Consider the following 15923-nt stretch of genomic DNA (forward strand, 5'->3'; position numbering starts at 1 on the left):
TAACTTCATGATCGACGCGGCGTGGGGCGCGGGGCGGCGGGGGTGGGGGAGTTGGTGGAGCGGGTGCGGCGGGTGGGGGCGTACGGGGTCCTGCGGGACACCGGGCGGCGGGTGTTGCTGGTGCGGGGCTCCGCGTCGGCGGACTTTCCCGGGGTCTGGTCGCTGCCCGGAGGTGGGCTGGAGCACGCCGAACATCCCGCGCACGCGGTGGTCCGCGAGGTCGCCGAGGAGACCGGGCTGACCGTCGAGGTGACCGGGTTGCGGGCGGTCGTCGCGGACGTGGTGCCGTACCCGGACCTCGGGGTCGCCCTGCACACCGATCGGATGCTGTTCGACGTGACCGTGGTGGGCGGGCGGCTGCGTGCCGAGCGTGACGGCAGCACCGACCTGGCCCGTTGGCTGACCCTGGACGAGACGGCCAAGCTGCCGCTGCTGCCGTTCACCGCCGAAGCCGTCGGTCTGCCGGTCGTTCCGCTGCCGGCCGGTGCTCTGCGTCGCCGGGAGCCGTTCCCCGGCCCCGCTGGCGACCGCCGGCAGCGCTTCGGAGCGTACGGAGTGGTCACCGATCCGGCCGGACGGGTGTTGCTGACCATGATCGCCGAGGGCTATCCCGGTGCCGGGCGATGGCACCTGCCCGGCGGAGGCACCGATCACGGCGAACAGCCCGTCACCGCGTTGCTACGGGAGCTGGTCGAGGAGTCCGGCCAACTGGGCCGGGTGACCGAGCTGATCGGGGTGGACAACCTGCACAACCCGGCGGCCCTGGGACCGGAGGGGTACCCCCTCGACTGGCACGGCGTCCGGGTCGTCTACCGGGTGGCGGTCGACGTGCCGACCGAACCGGCGGTGACCGAGACGGCCGGCGGCTCCACCGCCCGCGCCGCCTGGTTCACCCCTGCTGAGCTGCGCACCCTTCCCTTGACTGAGATCGCCGTCATTGCCCTGGACTCGTCGAGGTGACCCGTCGTGGCCCTGCCGCGTCGATCTCACCACCGAGCCGGGACGGACCACCTCCGGTACAGTCGAGGCAGGGCAGGCGTAGAAAACGGGCGATCGTGTCCCGGATGGGAATAAGACGGCGGTTCGCGCGGTTAAAGGAGATATAAGTACCGCCGGCAGCTATCGCCATTCCCCCACCCCCTGTGCGATGGTGTACTCCGCAAAACGGCTGCCGGGCCAGGAAGGTCCGGCACGAGACAGCCGGACGCCCGCCACATGGCGGTAAGCCGATCCGGTGATGGAGGAAACGTGCCGAGAGCCCCATGGCGCCGGCGTCGTACGACTGACAGCCCGCGTCCCGCAGGGCGAAGCTGGACGGGCCCGCTGCGCCGCAGCGGCACCCTCGCCCGCCAGGTCCTGCTGGTTCGCGTCGGCCGCCGAGATGCAGAACTGCACGGCGTGACCGACGTGTTGCCCGAGCCCCGGTACCAGGACCGCCCGCGTCGCCGGTACGGCCTGAGGCGGTTCCACCGCACCGGGATGGAGACCATCGCCCCGGTCGCCCCGCTGGTCGGCCCGGTCACGGTCAACCCACCCGTCGCGCCGACTCCGGTGCCGGCCGCGTCGACAGTGACGCCGGCACCGCTGCTGCCGGGCGAGCGGACACCGGCCCGGCGGATGAAGTTCGCCCTGGTCAACGCGTGCACCCTGGCCAGCCTGCTGCTCGGCATCAACGCGATCTTCGTCGCCATGCAGGGCGAGGTGCGACTGGCCGCGTTGCTCCTGATCGCCTGCGTCGCGTTCGACGGCCTGGACGGCGCGCTGGCCCGCAAGCTCGGGGTGTCCAGCCCGTTCGGCGCCCAGATGGACTCGCTGGCCGACATGTGCTCCTTCGGCCTCGCCGCCCCCGTGGTGGTCTACGCCTCGTTGGCCGGTTCCGCGCCGACAGCCGCCGCCGCGGTGGCCGCCGCGCTCGTCGCCGCCTGCGCTGCCATCCGGCTGGCGCGGTTCAACGTCTCGCCCAACGACGGGCGGTTCTTCTCCGGCGTACCCACCACGATGGCCGCCGCCGTGCTCGCCCTGATGGTGGTGATCGGCATGCCGGTGCCGGGGGCGGTGCAGATCGCCGGGGTGGCGCTGCTCGCCTTCACCATGGTCAGCAGCTTCCCGTACGCCAAGCTCGCCCGGCTGGTCAAGCTACCGCCGTGGGTCTGGCTCGCGCCGGTGGTCGGCGCCCTGATCGACGTCCGGCTCACCTTCGGGCTGATCGTGGTCGGGTACCTGATCAGCGGTCCGGTGCTCTGGGTGCGCCAGCGCCGCACCGTCGTCTGACCCGTACCTGCGAAAGGGCGCCGCGGCTGAGCCGCGGCGCCCTTCCGTCTCCCGGGGTCCGAAACTCAGCGCCAGCGGGCGATCACGGTCGATCCACCGATCACCTTGTCACCCGGCCCGACCAGCGGTTCCGCGGCCTCCGCCGGCAGGTAGACGTCGGTACGCGAGCCGAAGCGGATCAGCCCGAACCGCTCGCCACGGGCCAGCAGCGCGCCGATCGGAGCGCGTTGCACGATCCGGCGGGCGATCAGGCCGGTCCGCTGCGCCACCACCACGGTGCCGTGGGTGGTGTCCAGCACCGTGTAGGCGGCCACGTTGTGCTCCGCATCCGGCTTCATCGCGTTGACGAACCCACCGTCCGCCACGAAGTAGTCGACCACCTTGCCGGCCACCGGAGACCGGTTGACGTGCACGTCGAGCACCGACAGGAAGACCGCGACGCGCAGGAACTCGCCGTCGCCGAAGCGTTCGTCGGTCAGGCGCTGCACCGACAGGACCTGCCCGTCGGCGGCGGCCACCACGGCCGACGGATCCTCCGGCACGTCCCGTTCCGGATCCCGGAAGAAGGCGGCCACCGGCGCGGCGGCCAGCGCGGGCAGCAGCCAGAGCTTCGACTTCGGTCGGGCCAGTCGGGTGAGCGCGGCCAGCCCGAGGGCGATGCCGGCGGCGGCGACCCCGTTGGAGTCGATGTGCATGTCCCGGCTGAGCGGCACGCTCGACGGCCGGTAGGCGGGAGCGAGCTGCTCCGCCGCGGCGGCCTCGGCCGGGGTGAAGCGGAGCCGGTACACGCGGACCGGCGGGTTGTTGCGCAGCACCAGGTCGTTGCCGACGCCGTACAGCACGCCCTGCCGGTCCAACTCGGCGGCGGCGCCGGCGGTCCGCGCGACGGCGGTGGCGACGCTGAGCACCGCGCCGTCGGCCAGGTACTTGGCGAGTGCCCCGATGGTGGTGCGGGCCTCCTCGGCGGTGCCGGTGAACGCCTCGGCGGCGATGACCACCGCGGCGGCCTCCGCCTCGGCCAGGCTGTCCACGACCCGGACCCGCTCGGCGACCCAGCGGCCCTGGGCGGTGACGTGCTCCCGCAGCGTGGTGGCGCTGACCCGCTCGGCGGGCACCACGGTGAGGGTGTCGCCGGGCAGCAGCGCTTCGATCGCCGCGGCCAGCACCGCGGACTCCGGAGCCGCGCCGACCAGCAGGGCGGCCTTCGGGTCGTTGATCCGGGCAAGCTCGGAGACGAGGGTACGGGCGGCGCGCTCGCCGAGGCGGACCGAACCGGAACGGTCGGGCGTACGCACGGCGGGGGACTGGGTCATCTCGAACGGGCTCCTGACGGGTAGAGGCGACTGACGCAAGGGTCACCGCCGGCGGCGAGGTCGGCCCGGCCGCGGACGGCCCGGGCACGCCGACGACCCGCGGGGGTCACCCTGCGGCGCGGGCCGGCCAGCGCTGGCGGGAGCACACCGGCCAGCATAGGCGGCGCGCGACCGCTGCCGCACGGTCAGGCGTCGCGCCCCTGCCGTCCGGACGGTGGCGTCTCCTCCGCCGCGCCGAACAGATCGAGCGTGCGGTCCTCCAGCGGCTCCGGCTCGGCTGTCCTGGCCGAGCTGACCGGGGTCGGCTCACCCGTCGAGGTGTCGACGTCCGCCCGGTCCGGGAGCGGATCGGCCGCGTCGTCGCCGGTGTCGCGCGCCGGGTCGTCCTGGCCGGTGTCGGCACGGGGATCGGCCGGTGCCGGCCGGCTGTTGTACCGGCTGGAGCGCAGGGCACCGATCAGGCCGAGCCCGCCGACCAGGATCAGTCCACCGGCCAGGAACCAGCCGACCGGTGGCAGCACGAGACCGAGCACCTGAGCGAGCAACCACCAGGCGGCCAGGGCGACGAAGAGCAGCCCGAAGGCGAACGAGACCAGGTCGGTGCGGTGGCTCCTCACCTGCTCACCTCCATGTGTCCGGCGTTGACGTGCAGGTTGAGGCGCAGCTTGCCGCCCCCGGCGCCGTCCGGGCCGAGATCGACGGTGTCTACCGGGCGGTTGTCCATGCCCTGCGTCCGCTGGCCGAGGATGTTCGCGTCACCGGCGGTCACCCTGGTCACCGCGGTGACGTCCACGTTGGGTGGCAGCACCACGGTGGCCTCGCCGAAGTTGATGGCGACGGTGATTTCCGTCTCCTGCTGGCTGAAGTCGATCGCCCGCAGGTCGAGCACCGCGTCGCCGAAGCTCTGTTCGTACCGGTTGGCGAGGTCGCGGTGACTTGTCGGTGCCCAGGTGACCGCGCCGTCCACGCCGCGGACCCGGTCGTAGGACTCGACGACCGTGACCACCGCCAGGGCGGCGGCGGTCACCAGGCCGAGCGCGATGAGCCAGCGGGCCCGGCCGAACCAGGTCCCCACGAGCAGGCCGAGCCCGATCACCGCGAGCGCCGCGGCGAAGTAGGCCGACGCGCCGATCCCGAAGACGTCCAGCAGGTCGAGAACGCCGACCAGCCCCAACGCGACAAAGATCAACGAGAAGGTCACCGCGCCCAGGGCCGACCGCTCGCGGGGCTTGCGGGGCGGCTTCGACTTGGGTGGTGGCGGCGCAGCCACCTTCGGCGGACCGGCGTAGGGGCCGTGCGGCGCGAACGGGGGACGGTAGGTCGGTTGGGCGACCGGCGGGCCCGACGCGGCAGCGCTCGTCGGCCATGCCGGAGCCGACGGCAACCGCATGGTCGACTCGTCCGGTCCGCCGGGCCCCGACGGTGGCGAGGAAACGCCGGGCGTCGAGCCGGGGAGGTGGAAGGCGGGCGGTGTGACGGTGGCCGTCCGACCGAATTCCGGGTACGCCTGATAGCCGGTCGGAGCTGGATAGCCGACCGGAGGCACCGGACCGGGGGGCGGTGGAGGACTGGCGGGCACGCCTGCACCGGGTGCGGCCGACTGGGGCCGGGCTTCGCGCTGCTGACGGTTCAGCAGCAGCGCGCCGCCGACCAGGATGGCCGCGCCGAGCAGTACCGCGCGGAAGGCGTCGGTTACGACGAAGCCGAAGCCCACCGCGACCACCACGCCGAGGATGATCACCGTGACCGGGGACATGCTGGAACGCCCGCGGCCCAGCATGGATTCGATGGGCGAGGCGGTGTCGCCCTCGCCCGGAATGATCAACCAGGCGGCGACGTAGACCAGGATGCCGACGCCGCCGAAGAAGCCCAGGACCGCCAGCAGCACCCGCCAGAGCACGGGGTCGGTGTTGGTGGCCCGGCCGACGGCAGCACAGACGCCGGCCAGGTAACGACCCTCCCGAGGCCGGACCAGACCGTACCGGGAGGTGAAGCCGGTGCCTCCGAAGGATCCGCCCGGCCCGCCTCCCGGCGGCCCGCCCGGCCAGCCAGGTCCGCCATGCCCGCCGGGCGGCCAACCAGGTCCACCAGGTCCGCCCGGCCCCCCCGGCCCGGCGGACGGTGGTGCGGCGGTGGTCTCCCACGCCGTCGCTCCGCCGGGTGGCGGCGCGGCGGCGACGGGTGGAGGTGCGTCGTCCCACGCCGTCCCGTCGGCGGGCGCTTGCCCGCCGGGCGGCACGGCCGGGCCGTCCGCCCCGGCACCGGACGATTCGGGTACGGCCGACCGGGTGGCCGCCGGAGGCGTCGGCTCCGGTTCGGTCGGCCCCGGCCGGTACGGCTGGGCAGCGTCGTCGGTCATACCTCGATCCTGCTGCGCCCGAGGCCCGAGCGTCCTCCGGCGGCGACCCTGACCCCACCCTGAGATCCGGGCTGCCCGAATGTCGGGGGCGTCCCCGTGGTCGGGTGGCCACACCACGTGTGACGATCGGATCGGCGCCGGAACTTCGCCTCGCGTCCGGCCCGACCGTCCTGACCAGGGAGCTCGCGATCAGCAGCAGCAGTCAACCACCCCGCCTCTACCGCGCTCCGGAGCACCGGATGGGCGCCGGGGTGGCCGCCGGCATCGCCGAGCATCTCGGCGTCCCGGTGGTTCGGGTCCGGATCGCCTTCATGGTGCTGCTCGGGCTGAGTGGGCTTGGTCTGCTGCTCTATGCGGCCTTCTGGGCGGTCGTGCCGCTGCGGCCCGGTGACACCGCCGTACCGCCGCGCCGCGACGTCGGCCAGTTGCTGCCCTTCGTGGCCATCGGGCTCGGCGTGCTGCTGATCCAGGTGATGGTCTTCGACTCGGTCGGCGCGACCGGCACCGCGGGCTGGTTGGTCGCCATCATCGCGGTCGGTGCCGGCGTGATCTGGCACCAGTCGGCACCCGAGCGGCGACGGCAGTGGGGCGAGTCGATGCCCGTGCCCTGGCTCGGCGCGGTGATAGAGGAGAGCGACCGGCGGGCGTTCGTGCTGCGCTTCGTCGGGGGCGGGGTGCTGGTGGCGGTCGGCATCATCGGCGTGGCCGCGGTCTACTCCCCGGCACAGAACCTCGACGCCGTGATCAACGGTGTGATCTTCGCGTCGGTCGGGCTGGCGGGTGTGGGGGTGGTGGCCGCGCCGGTGCTCTGGCGTACCTGGAACCAGCTTCGCTCGGAGCGCGAGGGCCGCATCCGCGAGCAGGAACGGGCCGAGCTGGCGGCCATGGTGCACGACCAGGTGCTGCACACCCTCGCGTTGATCCAGCGCAACGCCAGCGACGTCAAGACCGTGCAGCGGCTCGCGCGGGGTCAGGAGCGCTCGCTGCGCAACTGGCTCTACAAGCCCACCGCCTCACCCACCGAACGCCTCGCCGCCGCGCTGGAACAGGCCGCGGCCGAGGTGGAGGACACCTTCGCGTTGACGGTGGAGGCGGTCGTGGTGGGCGACCGGGAGACCGACGAGCGGATCGGTGCCCTGGTGGCGGCGGCGCGCGAGGCGCTGGTGAACGCCGCGCGGCACGCCGGGGTGCAGACCGTCTCGCTGTACGCCGAGGTCGAGCCCGAGCAGGTAAGCGTTTTCGTGCGGGACCGGGGTGTCGGGTTCGACCCGGATACGGTGGAGGACCATCGGCACGGTGTCCGAGGCTCGATCGTCGGGCGGATGAAGCGGCACGGTGGCCGGGCGGAGATCCGCTCCCGGCCTGGAGAGGGGACCGAGGTCCGGTTGATCCTGCCGATCTCCCGGGACTCGGCCACGGCGGAGAGGGACAGATGATGGCCGAGCAGTCGACACCACCGGTCGAACCGGAGGGCACCGGGCCCGGACGGCTGCGGGTCTTCCTGGTCGACGACCACGCCATGTTCCGCGCCGGGGTACGCGCCGAACTCGGCGCGCACGTCGAGGTGGTGGGGGAGGCCAGCACGGTGGCCGACGCGGTCAGCCGGATCGCGGCCACCGGGCCGGACGTGGTGCTGCTCGACGTGCACATGCCCGACGGTGGTGGTCGGGCCGTGCTGGAGGCGATGCGCCGCAGCCATCCCGAGGTCCGCTTCCTGGCGCTCAGCGTCTCCGACGCGGCCGAGGACGTGATCGGGTTGATCCGGGCCGGTGCACGCGGGTACGTCACCAAGACCATCTCGCCGGACGAGCTGGCCGCGGCGATCCGGCGGGTGGCCGACGGCGACGCGGTGTTCAGCCCACGCCTGGCCGGGTTCGTGCTGGACGCCTTCGCGGCCCGGCCGGACGCCCCGGTCGCCGATCCGGAGCTGGACCAGCTGACCAACCGGGAACGCGAGGTGCTGCGGCTGCTCGCTCGGGGGTACGCGTACAAGGAGATCGCCCGGGAGCTGTACATCTCGATCAAGACCGTCGAGACGCACGTCTCGAACGTGCTGCGAAAGCTCCAGATGTCCAATCGGTACGAGTTGTCCCGCTGGGCAGCGGACCGCCGGCTGGTATAAGCGACCTTTTGGGCATAAGCGGCCAATTGCGCCGCAGGGCGTGACAAGTGATCAAGCAGCGGCCGATAATGCCCCTCGCCTTCCCGCGTGCGGATGCCGCTCATCCCGCAGGAACGGTGACTCAGGCCGCCCGCGCGTACGCGGGTCACTCCCTGCCCGAGAGGTGCACGAAACTCATGAACGGACAACGAGGACGGCGCTGGGCGCGGATCGCGCTCGCCGCCGTCACCGGTGGCGCGCTCGCGCTCGGTGCCGCCGCCCCTGCCGCCGCCGAGGACCCGGCCACCGGCGTGGCGAAGTCGGTGCCGGGCAGCAGCGTCAAGCTGCTGCTCGACAACAAGGTCAAGTCGACCTCGGCGCTGGCCATCAAGATCGACGGCAAGCTGCTCCCGGCGTTCTGCATCGACTACCACACCCGGGTCGCGATCGACGGGAAGTACCAGGAGGGCACCTGGGACGAGTCCCAGGTGAAGAACCTGGCGAAGGTCCAGTGGGTGCTGACTCACGGGTACCCGAACGCCGACTCCGACGCGTTGCTGGCCGCCGCCGGTGCCACCGTGCCCGCCGGGACGAACGAAAAGGTACGCCGCAACCTGCTCTACTTCGGCACCCAGACCGCCGTCTGGCACTTCAGCGACGGCATCGAGCTCGGCGACTGGGTCGCCGGCCGTGGCCTGGTCGGCAAGCAGCGGTACGACGTGATCAAGAAGGTTCACGACTACCTGGTCGCGAACGCCACCGACCAGCCCGAGCCGAAGGCCGAGCTGAGCATCGATCCGACCAGCGCCACCGCGCAGGTCGGTGAGAAGGCCGGCCCGTTCACCGTGAAGGGGCCGGCGGGTGAGATCACCCTGGCGGTGACCGGCGGGTCGGCGGTCGACGCCGAGGGCAAGCCCGTGACCACGAGCGTCAACGGCGGCCAGTTCTGGCTCACGACCGAGCAGGCCGGCGAGGTCGGCGTGACCGCGTCCGCGGCTGACTCGGTCTCCTTCGGCCGGGTGTTCCTGTACACCGGGCGCAAGGCGGCCCAGAAGCTGATCCTGGGCGGCAGCACCGGCGCCACGGTGACCGCCGAGGCGAAGGCCACCTTCACGGCGCCGCAGCCGAGCCCCGAGCCGACGACGCCGGAGCCGACGCCGTCCACCCCGACGGAGTCCCCGTCGCCGGAGCCGACGCCGAGCACTCCCGAGGAGTCGCCGGCGAGTCCTGCCCCGTCCACCTCGCCGGCCTCGAACGACGGCGGCCTGCCGCTGACCGGTGCACCGATCGTCACCGCGATCGCCGCCGGACTGGTGCTCCTGGTCGCCGGTGCGGTCACCGTACTGGTGCTGCGTCGTCGCCGGATTCACTTCACGGCCTGATCGCCAACACCGCACCTCGTCCGACCCCGGATCCCAATCGAGTGGATCCGGGGTCGGATCGCTTCGGGGCACAAGGCCCTTCACCCGACCACGTTGATCGGCTTTCGGTCTGGAATCAGACTCATACTTTCGGGTAGCATCCAGCCAATAGTGGCGGGGTTCACGTCGATAGTCCGGCGGGTTCGCGGAGACGTCGACCCCACGTCATCCGACGGCCGGCCGAGCGTGGAAATGTGGTTGACGAGCAGCTCATACCATGCGTCGGGGGTGCCGGAGAGGCACCCGCGGGTCGATGTCGGCCCCGTCCCGGGCGGGTATCGGGTTGATAACACGCCTTCCCGCCTGGGCGCATCGGGTGTCACAGTTGCAGGCACCTCACAACCCCCTCGTGAGCCGAGCGCCCTGAGGAGGCACTCCCATGCGCGGGAAATTCCTGAAGGTGGCGGTCGCGGCGACCGCCACCGCCATGTTGGCCACCGCCTGTAGCGGCGGTGGCGACGACAACAACGAGCCGGCCGGCGAGTCCGGCGGCACGCTGCGGGTGTACAACGCCGAGCCGGCGTTCCTGACCCCGTCCGGCGGCGACGACGAGCCGTCGTTGTATGTGATCCGTCAGCTGTACCGCGGTCTCGTCAAGTACAACGCCGAGACCTCCGCGGTCGAGATGGACCTGGCCGAGTCGGTCGACTCGACCGACCAGAAGCTCTGGACCATCAAGCTCAAGAGCGGCTACACCTTCGACAACGGTGAGCCGGTCAACGCCGACGCGTTCCTCCGCTCGTGGAACTACGCCGCTTACGGGCCGAACGCCCAGAACAACGGCTACTTCATGAAGCGGATCGCCGGTAAGGCGGACGTGGCGCCGGCCGACCCGGACGGCGAGGGCCCGAAGGAGGCTCCGAAGCCGACCGCCGAGACCATGTCGGGTCTCAAGAAGGTCGACGACCTGACCTTCACCGTCGAGCTGGACGCGCCGTTCTCCGGTTTCCCGACCACGATCGGCTACCCGGGCTTCTTCCCGATGGCTCAGGCCTGCGTCGACGACATCGCCGCGTGCAACGAGAAGCCGATCGGTAACGGCCCCTACAAGATCGATGGCAGCTGGCAGCACAACGTCGCCATCAACCTGGTGCGCAGCGACAGCTGGAAGGGCGAGCCGGGCAAGCCGGACCGCATCGAGTACCGGATCTTCGCCGACATCGACGCCGGCTACGCCGCCTTCCAGGCCGGCGAGCTGGACGTGCTCTACACGCTGCCCCCGGCCCGTTACAAGGAGGCCCAGGCGCAGTACGGCGACCGGATGTACGAGCAGCCGGGTGACAGCTTCACCTACGTCGGCATGCCGCTGTACCAGGACACCTTCAAGGACAAGCGGATCCGCCAGGCGCTGTCGCTGTCGATCGACCGGCAGTCGATCATCGACGCGGTCTTCGACGGCCGGTTCACCCCGGCCAGCGGCTACGTGGCCCCGACCTTCGAGGGTGCCCGCGAGGGCGTCTGCAAGTACTGCACCAAGGACGTCGAGAAGGCCAAGCAGCTGCTCGCCGAGGCTGGCGGCTGGCCGGCCGGTGAGAAGCTGATCCTGTGGGCCAACGCCGGTGCCGGCCACGACCTGTGGCTGCAGGCCGTCGGTGACCAGATCAAGGAGGCCCTGGGCATCGACTACGAGCTCAAGGTCAACCTGCAGTTCGCCGAGTACCTCGAGACCGCGGACCAGAAGAAGTTCACCGGTGGGTTCCGCCTCGGCTGGGGTCCGGACTACCCGTTCATGGAGACCTTCCTCTACCCGCTGTACGGCACCGGTGCCGGCAGCAACAACTCGGGCTACTCGAACGAGGCCTTCGACAACCTGATGAAGCAGGGTGACTCGGCCGAGTCGATCCAGGCCGCCATCCCGTCGTACCAGCAGGCGGAGGACATCCTCGGCGAGGACCTGCCGGTCATCCCGATGTGGTGGAACAAGGTTGGCGCGGTCTACAGCGAGAACGTCGACCAGTTCGTCTGGAACGCCGTCTCGGACGCCGACTACGGTGCGATTTCGCTGAAGCAGAACTGAGCTTCAGACTCCTGATCATGCCGTAATACGACGTGGCGGCAACGGTTACCCCACCAGGGTGATCGTTGCCGCCACGTCAGCGCCGAGAGGAGACCCCGTCATGGGGCGCTACGTCATTCGACGGTTGCTCCAGTTCATCCCCACCGTGCTGGGCACCATGTTCCTACTGCACTACATGACCTCGCTGGCGGTCCAGTTCAGCGGGAATCCGGTCCGGGCGCTGTTCGGGGACCGGACGCCGGATCCCGCGCTGCTTGCGGCGATCACCGAGCGGCTCGGCTACGCCGATCCCTGTCTGGACAAGCGGGGTGACCCCTGCCTCTGGCGTGAGGCGGAAAGTGGCAGCGGCTGGTTGGGCACCGGCTACGAGCCGGGACTGTTCTTCGACAGGCTGGGCAACATTTTCTTCCACTTCGACTTCGGCATCAACCTGCGCCAGCGGGAGGTCACCGACCTGGTCGCCGATGCCATTCCGTTCACCCTGAAGCTGCTGGTCATCGCGATCGTGTTCGAGGCGGTCGTTGGCATCGCGGCGGGTGTGCTGGCCGGTCTGCGCGGCGGCAGCTTCACCGACTACGCGGTGAAGATCAGCACGGTGTTCGTCATCTCGGTGCCGATCTTCGTGCTGGGCGTGGTGGTCCGGGAGTTCGTCGGGGTGAAGTTCGGAAACGTGCTGCGCGACCAGGACTGGATTCCCGACGTGATCTCCGTCGGCGTCTTCACGCCTGGTTTCAAGCCCGACTATCCGCTGGCCAGCCTGGTGATCCCGGGCATGGTGCTCGGTGCGCTCTCGCTGGCCACGACGGCTCGGCTCACCCGGACCAGCATCATGGAGAACATCCGTGCCGACTACGTCCGCACCGCGAAGGCCAAGGGCCTGACCAACAAGCGGGTCATCGGCGTGCACACGCTCCGCAACTCGCTGATCCCCGTGATCACCTTCCTCGGCGTCGACATCGGCGCCGCGATGGCCGGCGCGGTCGTCACCGAGACCATCTTCAACGTGCCGGGCATCGGCCGGCTGGTGACGATGGCGGCGCGCAGCGGTGAGTCCTCGGTGGTGGTCGGCGTGGTGACCATGCTGGTGCTTGTTGTCCTGGTCGCCAACCTGCTGGTCGACCTGCTCTACGCCGTGCTCGACCCGAGGATCCGCTATGAGTGACCGAATCACGGTGGCGGACGCAGGTCTTCCGACCGTTCCTGATGGCCGGGTGCAGCGAAACGAGGTGTGGACATGAGTGACCTGACGAGTGCGGGCTCCGCCGTCGGCGGTGCGCCGGTGGCCGGTGACGGCCCTACGCCCGACGCGCCGGGCGGCAAGGAGCGCAACGCGAGCCTGTGGGCGGACGCCCGGCGGCAGTTGCTGCGCGACCCGGTCTTCGTGATCGCGTCTCTCTACATCCTCGCGGTCGGGTCGATGGCGCTCTTCCCGAAGCTCTGGACCAGCCAGGACCCGCGGGCGTGCAGCACCGACCGGTCCCGGGTCGCGCCGAGCTGGGACCACCCCTTCGGCTTCGACATCCTGGGCTGCGACTACTACTCGCACGCGATCTACGGTGCCCGCCCGTCGATGGTGATCGCGGTGATGGCGACCAGCGGCATCGTGCTGTTCGGTGGGGTGCTCGGCCTGCTCGCCGGCTACTACGGCGGCTGGGTCGACGCGGTCATCTCCCGGGTGATGGACATCTTCTTCTCGCTGCCGTTCCTGCTCGGCGCGATCGTGTTCCTCACCGTGATCAAGCGGCAGAACATCTGGACCATCACGGCCGTGCTCTTCCTGCTGGCCTGGCCGACCATCGCCCGGATCATCCGGGGTAGCGTCATCTCGTCGAAGGACTTGGACTACGTGCACGCGGCGAAGGCGGTCGGTGCCCGCAACTCCCGGTTGATGTTCCGACACATCCTGCCGAACGCGATCGCACCGATGCTGGTCTACGCCACCATCGTGCTGGGCTCGTTCGTCGCCGCCGAGGCCACGTTGACCTTCCTCGGCGTCGGACTCCAGCCGCCCACCCAGTCCTGGGGCATCATGATCAGCCAGCACCAGGTCTACTTCCTGGACGACCCGTGGCTGCTGCTCTTCCCCTGTGGTCTGCTGGTCGGCACGGTGCTGTCCTTCATCCTCATGGGTGACGCGCTGCGTGACGCCCTCGACCCGAAGTTCCGGTGAGTCCGATGAGTGAGTCGCAGCGAGCGAATCATCAGCCAAGGGCGACGGTGCCTCACGAGGGCACGGAGCGAGCGGAGTGCCGGCATGAGCACTGATGTGAACGTCAAGATGGAGGCGCTGGCGGGCGTCGACCCGGACGCGCTGCCACTACAGGTCAAGGACCTGCACGTGGAGTTCCGCACCCGCAACGGCATCGCCCACGCCGTGAACGGTGTGAGCTTCGACCTGCGGGCCGGCGAGACCCGGGCGATCCTCGGCGAGTCCGGCTGCGGCAAGAGCGTGACCGCTCAGGCGATCATGGGCATCCTGGACACCCCACCCGGCTTCATCACCGGCGGCGAGATCCTCTACCGGGGGGTCGACCTGCTCAAGCTGCCGGAGTCGGAACGCCGCAAGGTGCGGGCGAACCGGATCGCGATGATCTTCCAGGACGCACTCTCCGCGTTGAACCCGGTCTTCACCGTCGGTTTCCAGCTCGCCGAGCTGTTCCGCAAGCATCGGGGCATGTCTCGCCAGGACGCCAAGGCACGTGCCGTCGAGCTGCTGGACCTGGTGAAGATCCCGGCGGCGAAGCAGCGGGTGAACGACTATCCGCACCAGTTCTCGGGTGGCATGCGGCAGCGCGTCATGATCGCTATGGCGCTGGCGCTCGACCCCGAGGTGCTGATCGCGGACGAGCCGACCACCGCGCTGGACGTGACCGTGCAGGCGCAGATCATGGCGCTGCTCGCCGAGCTTCAGCGGGAACGGAACATGGGCCTCGTGCTGATCACCCACGACATGGGGGTGGTGGCCGACGTGGCGGACCGGATCTCGGTGATGTACGCCGGCCGGGTCATCGAGGAAGCCGGCGTGAACGACATCTACGCCAGCCCCGCCCACCCGTACACCAAGGGTCTGCTGGAGTCGATTCCGCGCCTGGACCTCAAGGGCCACGAGCTCAGCGCCATCAAGGGCCTGCCGCCGATGCTCACCAACATCCCGCCGGGCTGCGCCTTCAACCCCCGGTGCGGGTACGCGCAGGAGGTCTGCCGGCAGGACCCGGCGCCACCGCTGTACCAGGTGTCGCCGAGCCGGACGGCTGCCTGCCACTTCTGGAAGGAGGTCAAGGGTGATGAGTGACGTGGTGCTGGAAACCCGTGACCTGGTCAAGCACTTCCCGCTGACCCGGGGCATCGTCTTCAAGAAGCAGTACGGCGCGGTTCAGGCGGTCGACGGGGTCAACCTGCAGCTGCGGCGCGGCGAGACGCTCGGCGTCGTCGGTGAGTCCGGCTGTGGCAAGTCGACGCTGGCCCGGCTGCTGGTCGGGCTGGAGACGCCGACCTCGGGTGACCTGTTCGTGCAGGGCAAGAACATGTCGAAGGTCAGCGCCGAGGAGCGACGTCGGGGCCGGCGCAACATCCAGCTGGTGATGCAGGACCCGTACACCTCGCTCAACCCGCGGATGACCGTCGGCGACATCGTCGGGGAGCCCTTCGAGGTGCACCCGGACGTGCTGCCGAAGGCCAGGCGACGGGCCAAGGTGCAGGAACTGCTCGATCTGGTCGGTCTCAACCCGGACCACATCACCCGGTACCCGCACCAGTTCTCCGGCGGCCAGCGGCAGCGGATCGGCATCGCCCGGGCGCTGGCGCTCAACCCGGAGATCATCCTGTGTGACGAGCCGGTCTCCGCGCTGGACGTCTCCATCCAGGCCCAGGTGATCAACCTGCTGGAGAAGCTCCAGAAGGAGCTCGGGCTGTCGTACATCTTCATCGCCCACGACCTCTCGGTGGTCCGGCACATCGCCGACCGGGTCGCGGTCATGTACCTCGGCAAGATCATCGAGATCGGCACCGAGGACGAGATCTACGACAACCCGACCCACCCGTACACGCAGGCGTTGCTGTCGGCGGTGCCGGTGCCGGATCCGAGGCTGCGCGGGCACCGGGATCAGATCGTGTTGACCGGTGACGTGCCGTCACCGGCCAACCCGCCCTCGGGCTGCCGATTCCGCACCCGGTGCTGGAAGGCCCAGGACGTCTGCGCCGAGCAGCAGCCGCTGCTGGAGATCCGCGACAAGTCGGGTCACCCGAGCGCCTGCCACTTCGCCGAGGTGCGCGACGTGGTGCACGCGTCGGAGTAGCCCCACAGACGCCGCCGCTCCGTCCATCCGTACCGGAAGCAGCGGTGAAGGTAGTGCCTCCTCAGTGATTCGGGGCGTCGGCCGTCACCAGCAGCCGGCGCCCCGGTCCACACTTACCTGGATGGTGCGGGAGGCGGGTGGGGTGG

At 70.4% G+C, this 15923-nt stretch carries 12 protein-coding genes and 1 pseudogene; 10 read left to right on the plus strand and 3 right to left on the minus strand.

What is annotated here, in order from left to right:
* Window positions 1–51: 51 nt before the first annotated feature.
* Window positions 52–960: an NUDIX domain-containing protein gene (locus O3597_RS01205; protein ID WP_281604440.1), complete on the plus strand. Its 909-nt coding sequence runs from the start codon at window positions 52–54 to the stop codon at window positions 958–960.
* Window positions 961–1323: 363 nt separating this feature from the next.
* A complete protein-coding gene (locus tag O3597_RS01210) occupies window positions 1324–2271 on the plus strand; it encodes a CDP-alcohol phosphatidyltransferase family protein (protein ID WP_164447936.1) in 948 nt (315 codons plus the stop codon).
* Window positions 2272–2336: 65 nt separating this feature from the next.
* Here the strand turns inward: O3597_RS01210 and O3597_RS01215 are convergent, their stop codons facing one another.
* The 3 genes and pseudogenes from O3597_RS01215 to O3597_RS01225 form a co-directional block, all read right to left on the minus strand.
* On the minus strand, window positions 2337–3584 hold the full coding sequence (locus tag O3597_RS01215; RefSeq protein WP_281603040.1) for a phosphatidylserine decarboxylase: 1248 nt from the start codon (window positions 3582–3584) through the stop codon (window positions 2337–2339).
* A 407-nt stretch (window positions 3585–3991) separates the two neighbouring features.
* Window positions 3992–4201, minus strand: a pseudogene (locus tag O3597_RS28505) (hypothetical protein); the annotation flags it as partial.
* Window positions 4198–5943 carry a PspC domain-containing protein gene (locus O3597_RS01225; protein ID WP_281603042.1) on the minus strand — a complete coding sequence of 582 codons (1746 nt, stop codon included), beginning with the start codon at window positions 5941–5943 and terminating at the stop codon, window positions 4198–4200. The gene O3597_RS01225 and the pseudogene O3597_RS28505, both read right to left, overlap by 4 nt.
* 170 nt (window positions 5944–6113) lie before the next feature.
* Here O3597_RS01225 and O3597_RS01230 point away from each other — a divergent pair, with 170 nt between their 5' ends.
* The 8 genes from O3597_RS01230 to O3597_RS01265 all read left to right on the plus strand — a co-directional run bounded on the left by O3597_RS01230 (window position 6114) and on the right by O3597_RS01265 (window position 15777).
* Window positions 6114–7379, plus strand: a complete 1266-nt coding sequence (locus tag O3597_RS01230) for an ATP-binding protein (protein WP_164447934.1) — start codon at window positions 6114–6116, stop codon at window positions 7377–7379.
* Window positions 7379–8065, plus strand: a complete 687-nt coding sequence (locus O3597_RS01235) for a response regulator transcription factor (protein WP_164447933.1) — start codon at window positions 7379–7381, stop codon at window positions 8063–8065. Before O3597_RS01230 ends, O3597_RS01235 begins: the two co-directional genes overlap by 1 nt.
* Window positions 8066–8241: 176 nt before the next feature.
* On the plus strand, window positions 8242–9426 hold the full coding sequence (locus tag O3597_RS01240) for a thioester domain-containing protein (protein WP_164447820.1): 1185 nt from the start codon (window positions 8242–8244) through the stop codon (window positions 9424–9426).
* A 418-nt stretch (window positions 9427–9844) separates the two neighbouring features.
* Entirely contained in the window at window positions 9845–11482 is a 1638-nt protein-coding gene (locus O3597_RS01245; protein WP_164447819.1) for an ABC transporter substrate-binding protein, read from the plus strand.
* 100 nt (window positions 11483–11582) lie between these two features.
* Window positions 11583–12644: an ABC transporter permease gene (locus O3597_RS01250; protein WP_164447818.1), complete on the plus strand. Its 1062-nt coding sequence runs from the start codon at window positions 11583–11585 to the stop codon at window positions 12642–12644.
* Between the two features lie 72 nt (window positions 12645–12716).
* On the plus strand, window positions 12717–13652 hold the full coding sequence (locus tag O3597_RS01255) for an ABC transporter permease (RefSeq protein WP_164447817.1): 936 nt from the start codon (window positions 12717–12719) through the stop codon (window positions 13650–13652).
* Between the two features lie 84 nt (window positions 13653–13736).
* Entirely contained in the window at window positions 13737–14774 is a 1038-nt protein-coding gene (locus O3597_RS01260; protein ID WP_164447816.1) for an ABC transporter ATP-binding protein, read from the plus strand.
* A complete protein-coding gene (locus O3597_RS01265) occupies window positions 14767–15777 on the plus strand; it encodes a dipeptide ABC transporter ATP-binding protein (RefSeq protein WP_164447815.1) in 1011 nt (336 codons plus the stop codon). The genes O3597_RS01260 and O3597_RS01265 overlap by 8 nt, the downstream gene beginning before the upstream one ends.
* The last annotated feature ends 146 nt before the right edge of the window (window positions 15778–15923 follow it).

The sequence above is a fragment of the Verrucosispora sp. WMMA2044 genome (assembly GCF_027497155.1).
In the GTDB taxonomy this organism is placed as follows: domain Bacteria; phylum Actinomycetota; class Actinomycetes; order Mycobacteriales; family Micromonosporaceae; genus Micromonospora; species Micromonospora palythoicola.

Coding starts and splice junctions, on each gene's coding strand:
- O3597_RS01215 (WP_281603040.1), bottom strand. CDS start 3,584: ATGACCCAGTCCCCCGCCGTGCGTACGCCCGACCGTTCCGGTTCGGTC.
- O3597_RS01225 (WP_281603042.1), bottom strand. CDS start 5,943: ATGACCGACGACGCTGCCCAGCCGTACCGGCCGGGGCCGACCGAACCG.
- O3597_RS01235 (WP_164447933.1), top strand. CDS start 7,379: ATGGCCGAGCAGTCGACACCACCGGTCGAACCGGAGGGCACCGGGCCC.
- O3597_RS01240 (WP_164447820.1), top strand. CDS start 8,242: ATGAACGGACAACGAGGACGGCGCTGGGCGCGGATCGCGCTCGCCGCC.
- O3597_RS01245 (WP_164447819.1), top strand. CDS start 9,845: ATGCGCGGGAAATTCCTGAAGGTGGCGGTCGCGGCGACCGCCACCGCC.
- O3597_RS01250 (WP_164447818.1), top strand. CDS start 11,583: ATGGGGCGCTACGTCATTCGACGGTTGCTCCAGTTCATCCCCACCGTG.
- O3597_RS01255 (WP_164447817.1), top strand. CDS start 12,717: ATGAGTGACCTGACGAGTGCGGGCTCCGCCGTCGGCGGTGCGCCGGTG.
- O3597_RS01260 (WP_164447816.1), top strand. CDS start 13,737: ATGAGCACTGATGTGAACGTCAAGATGGAGGCGCTGGCGGGCGTCGAC.
- O3597_RS01265 (WP_164447815.1), top strand. CDS start 14,767: ATGAGTGACGTGGTGCTGGAAACCCGTGACCTGGTCAAGCACTTCCCG.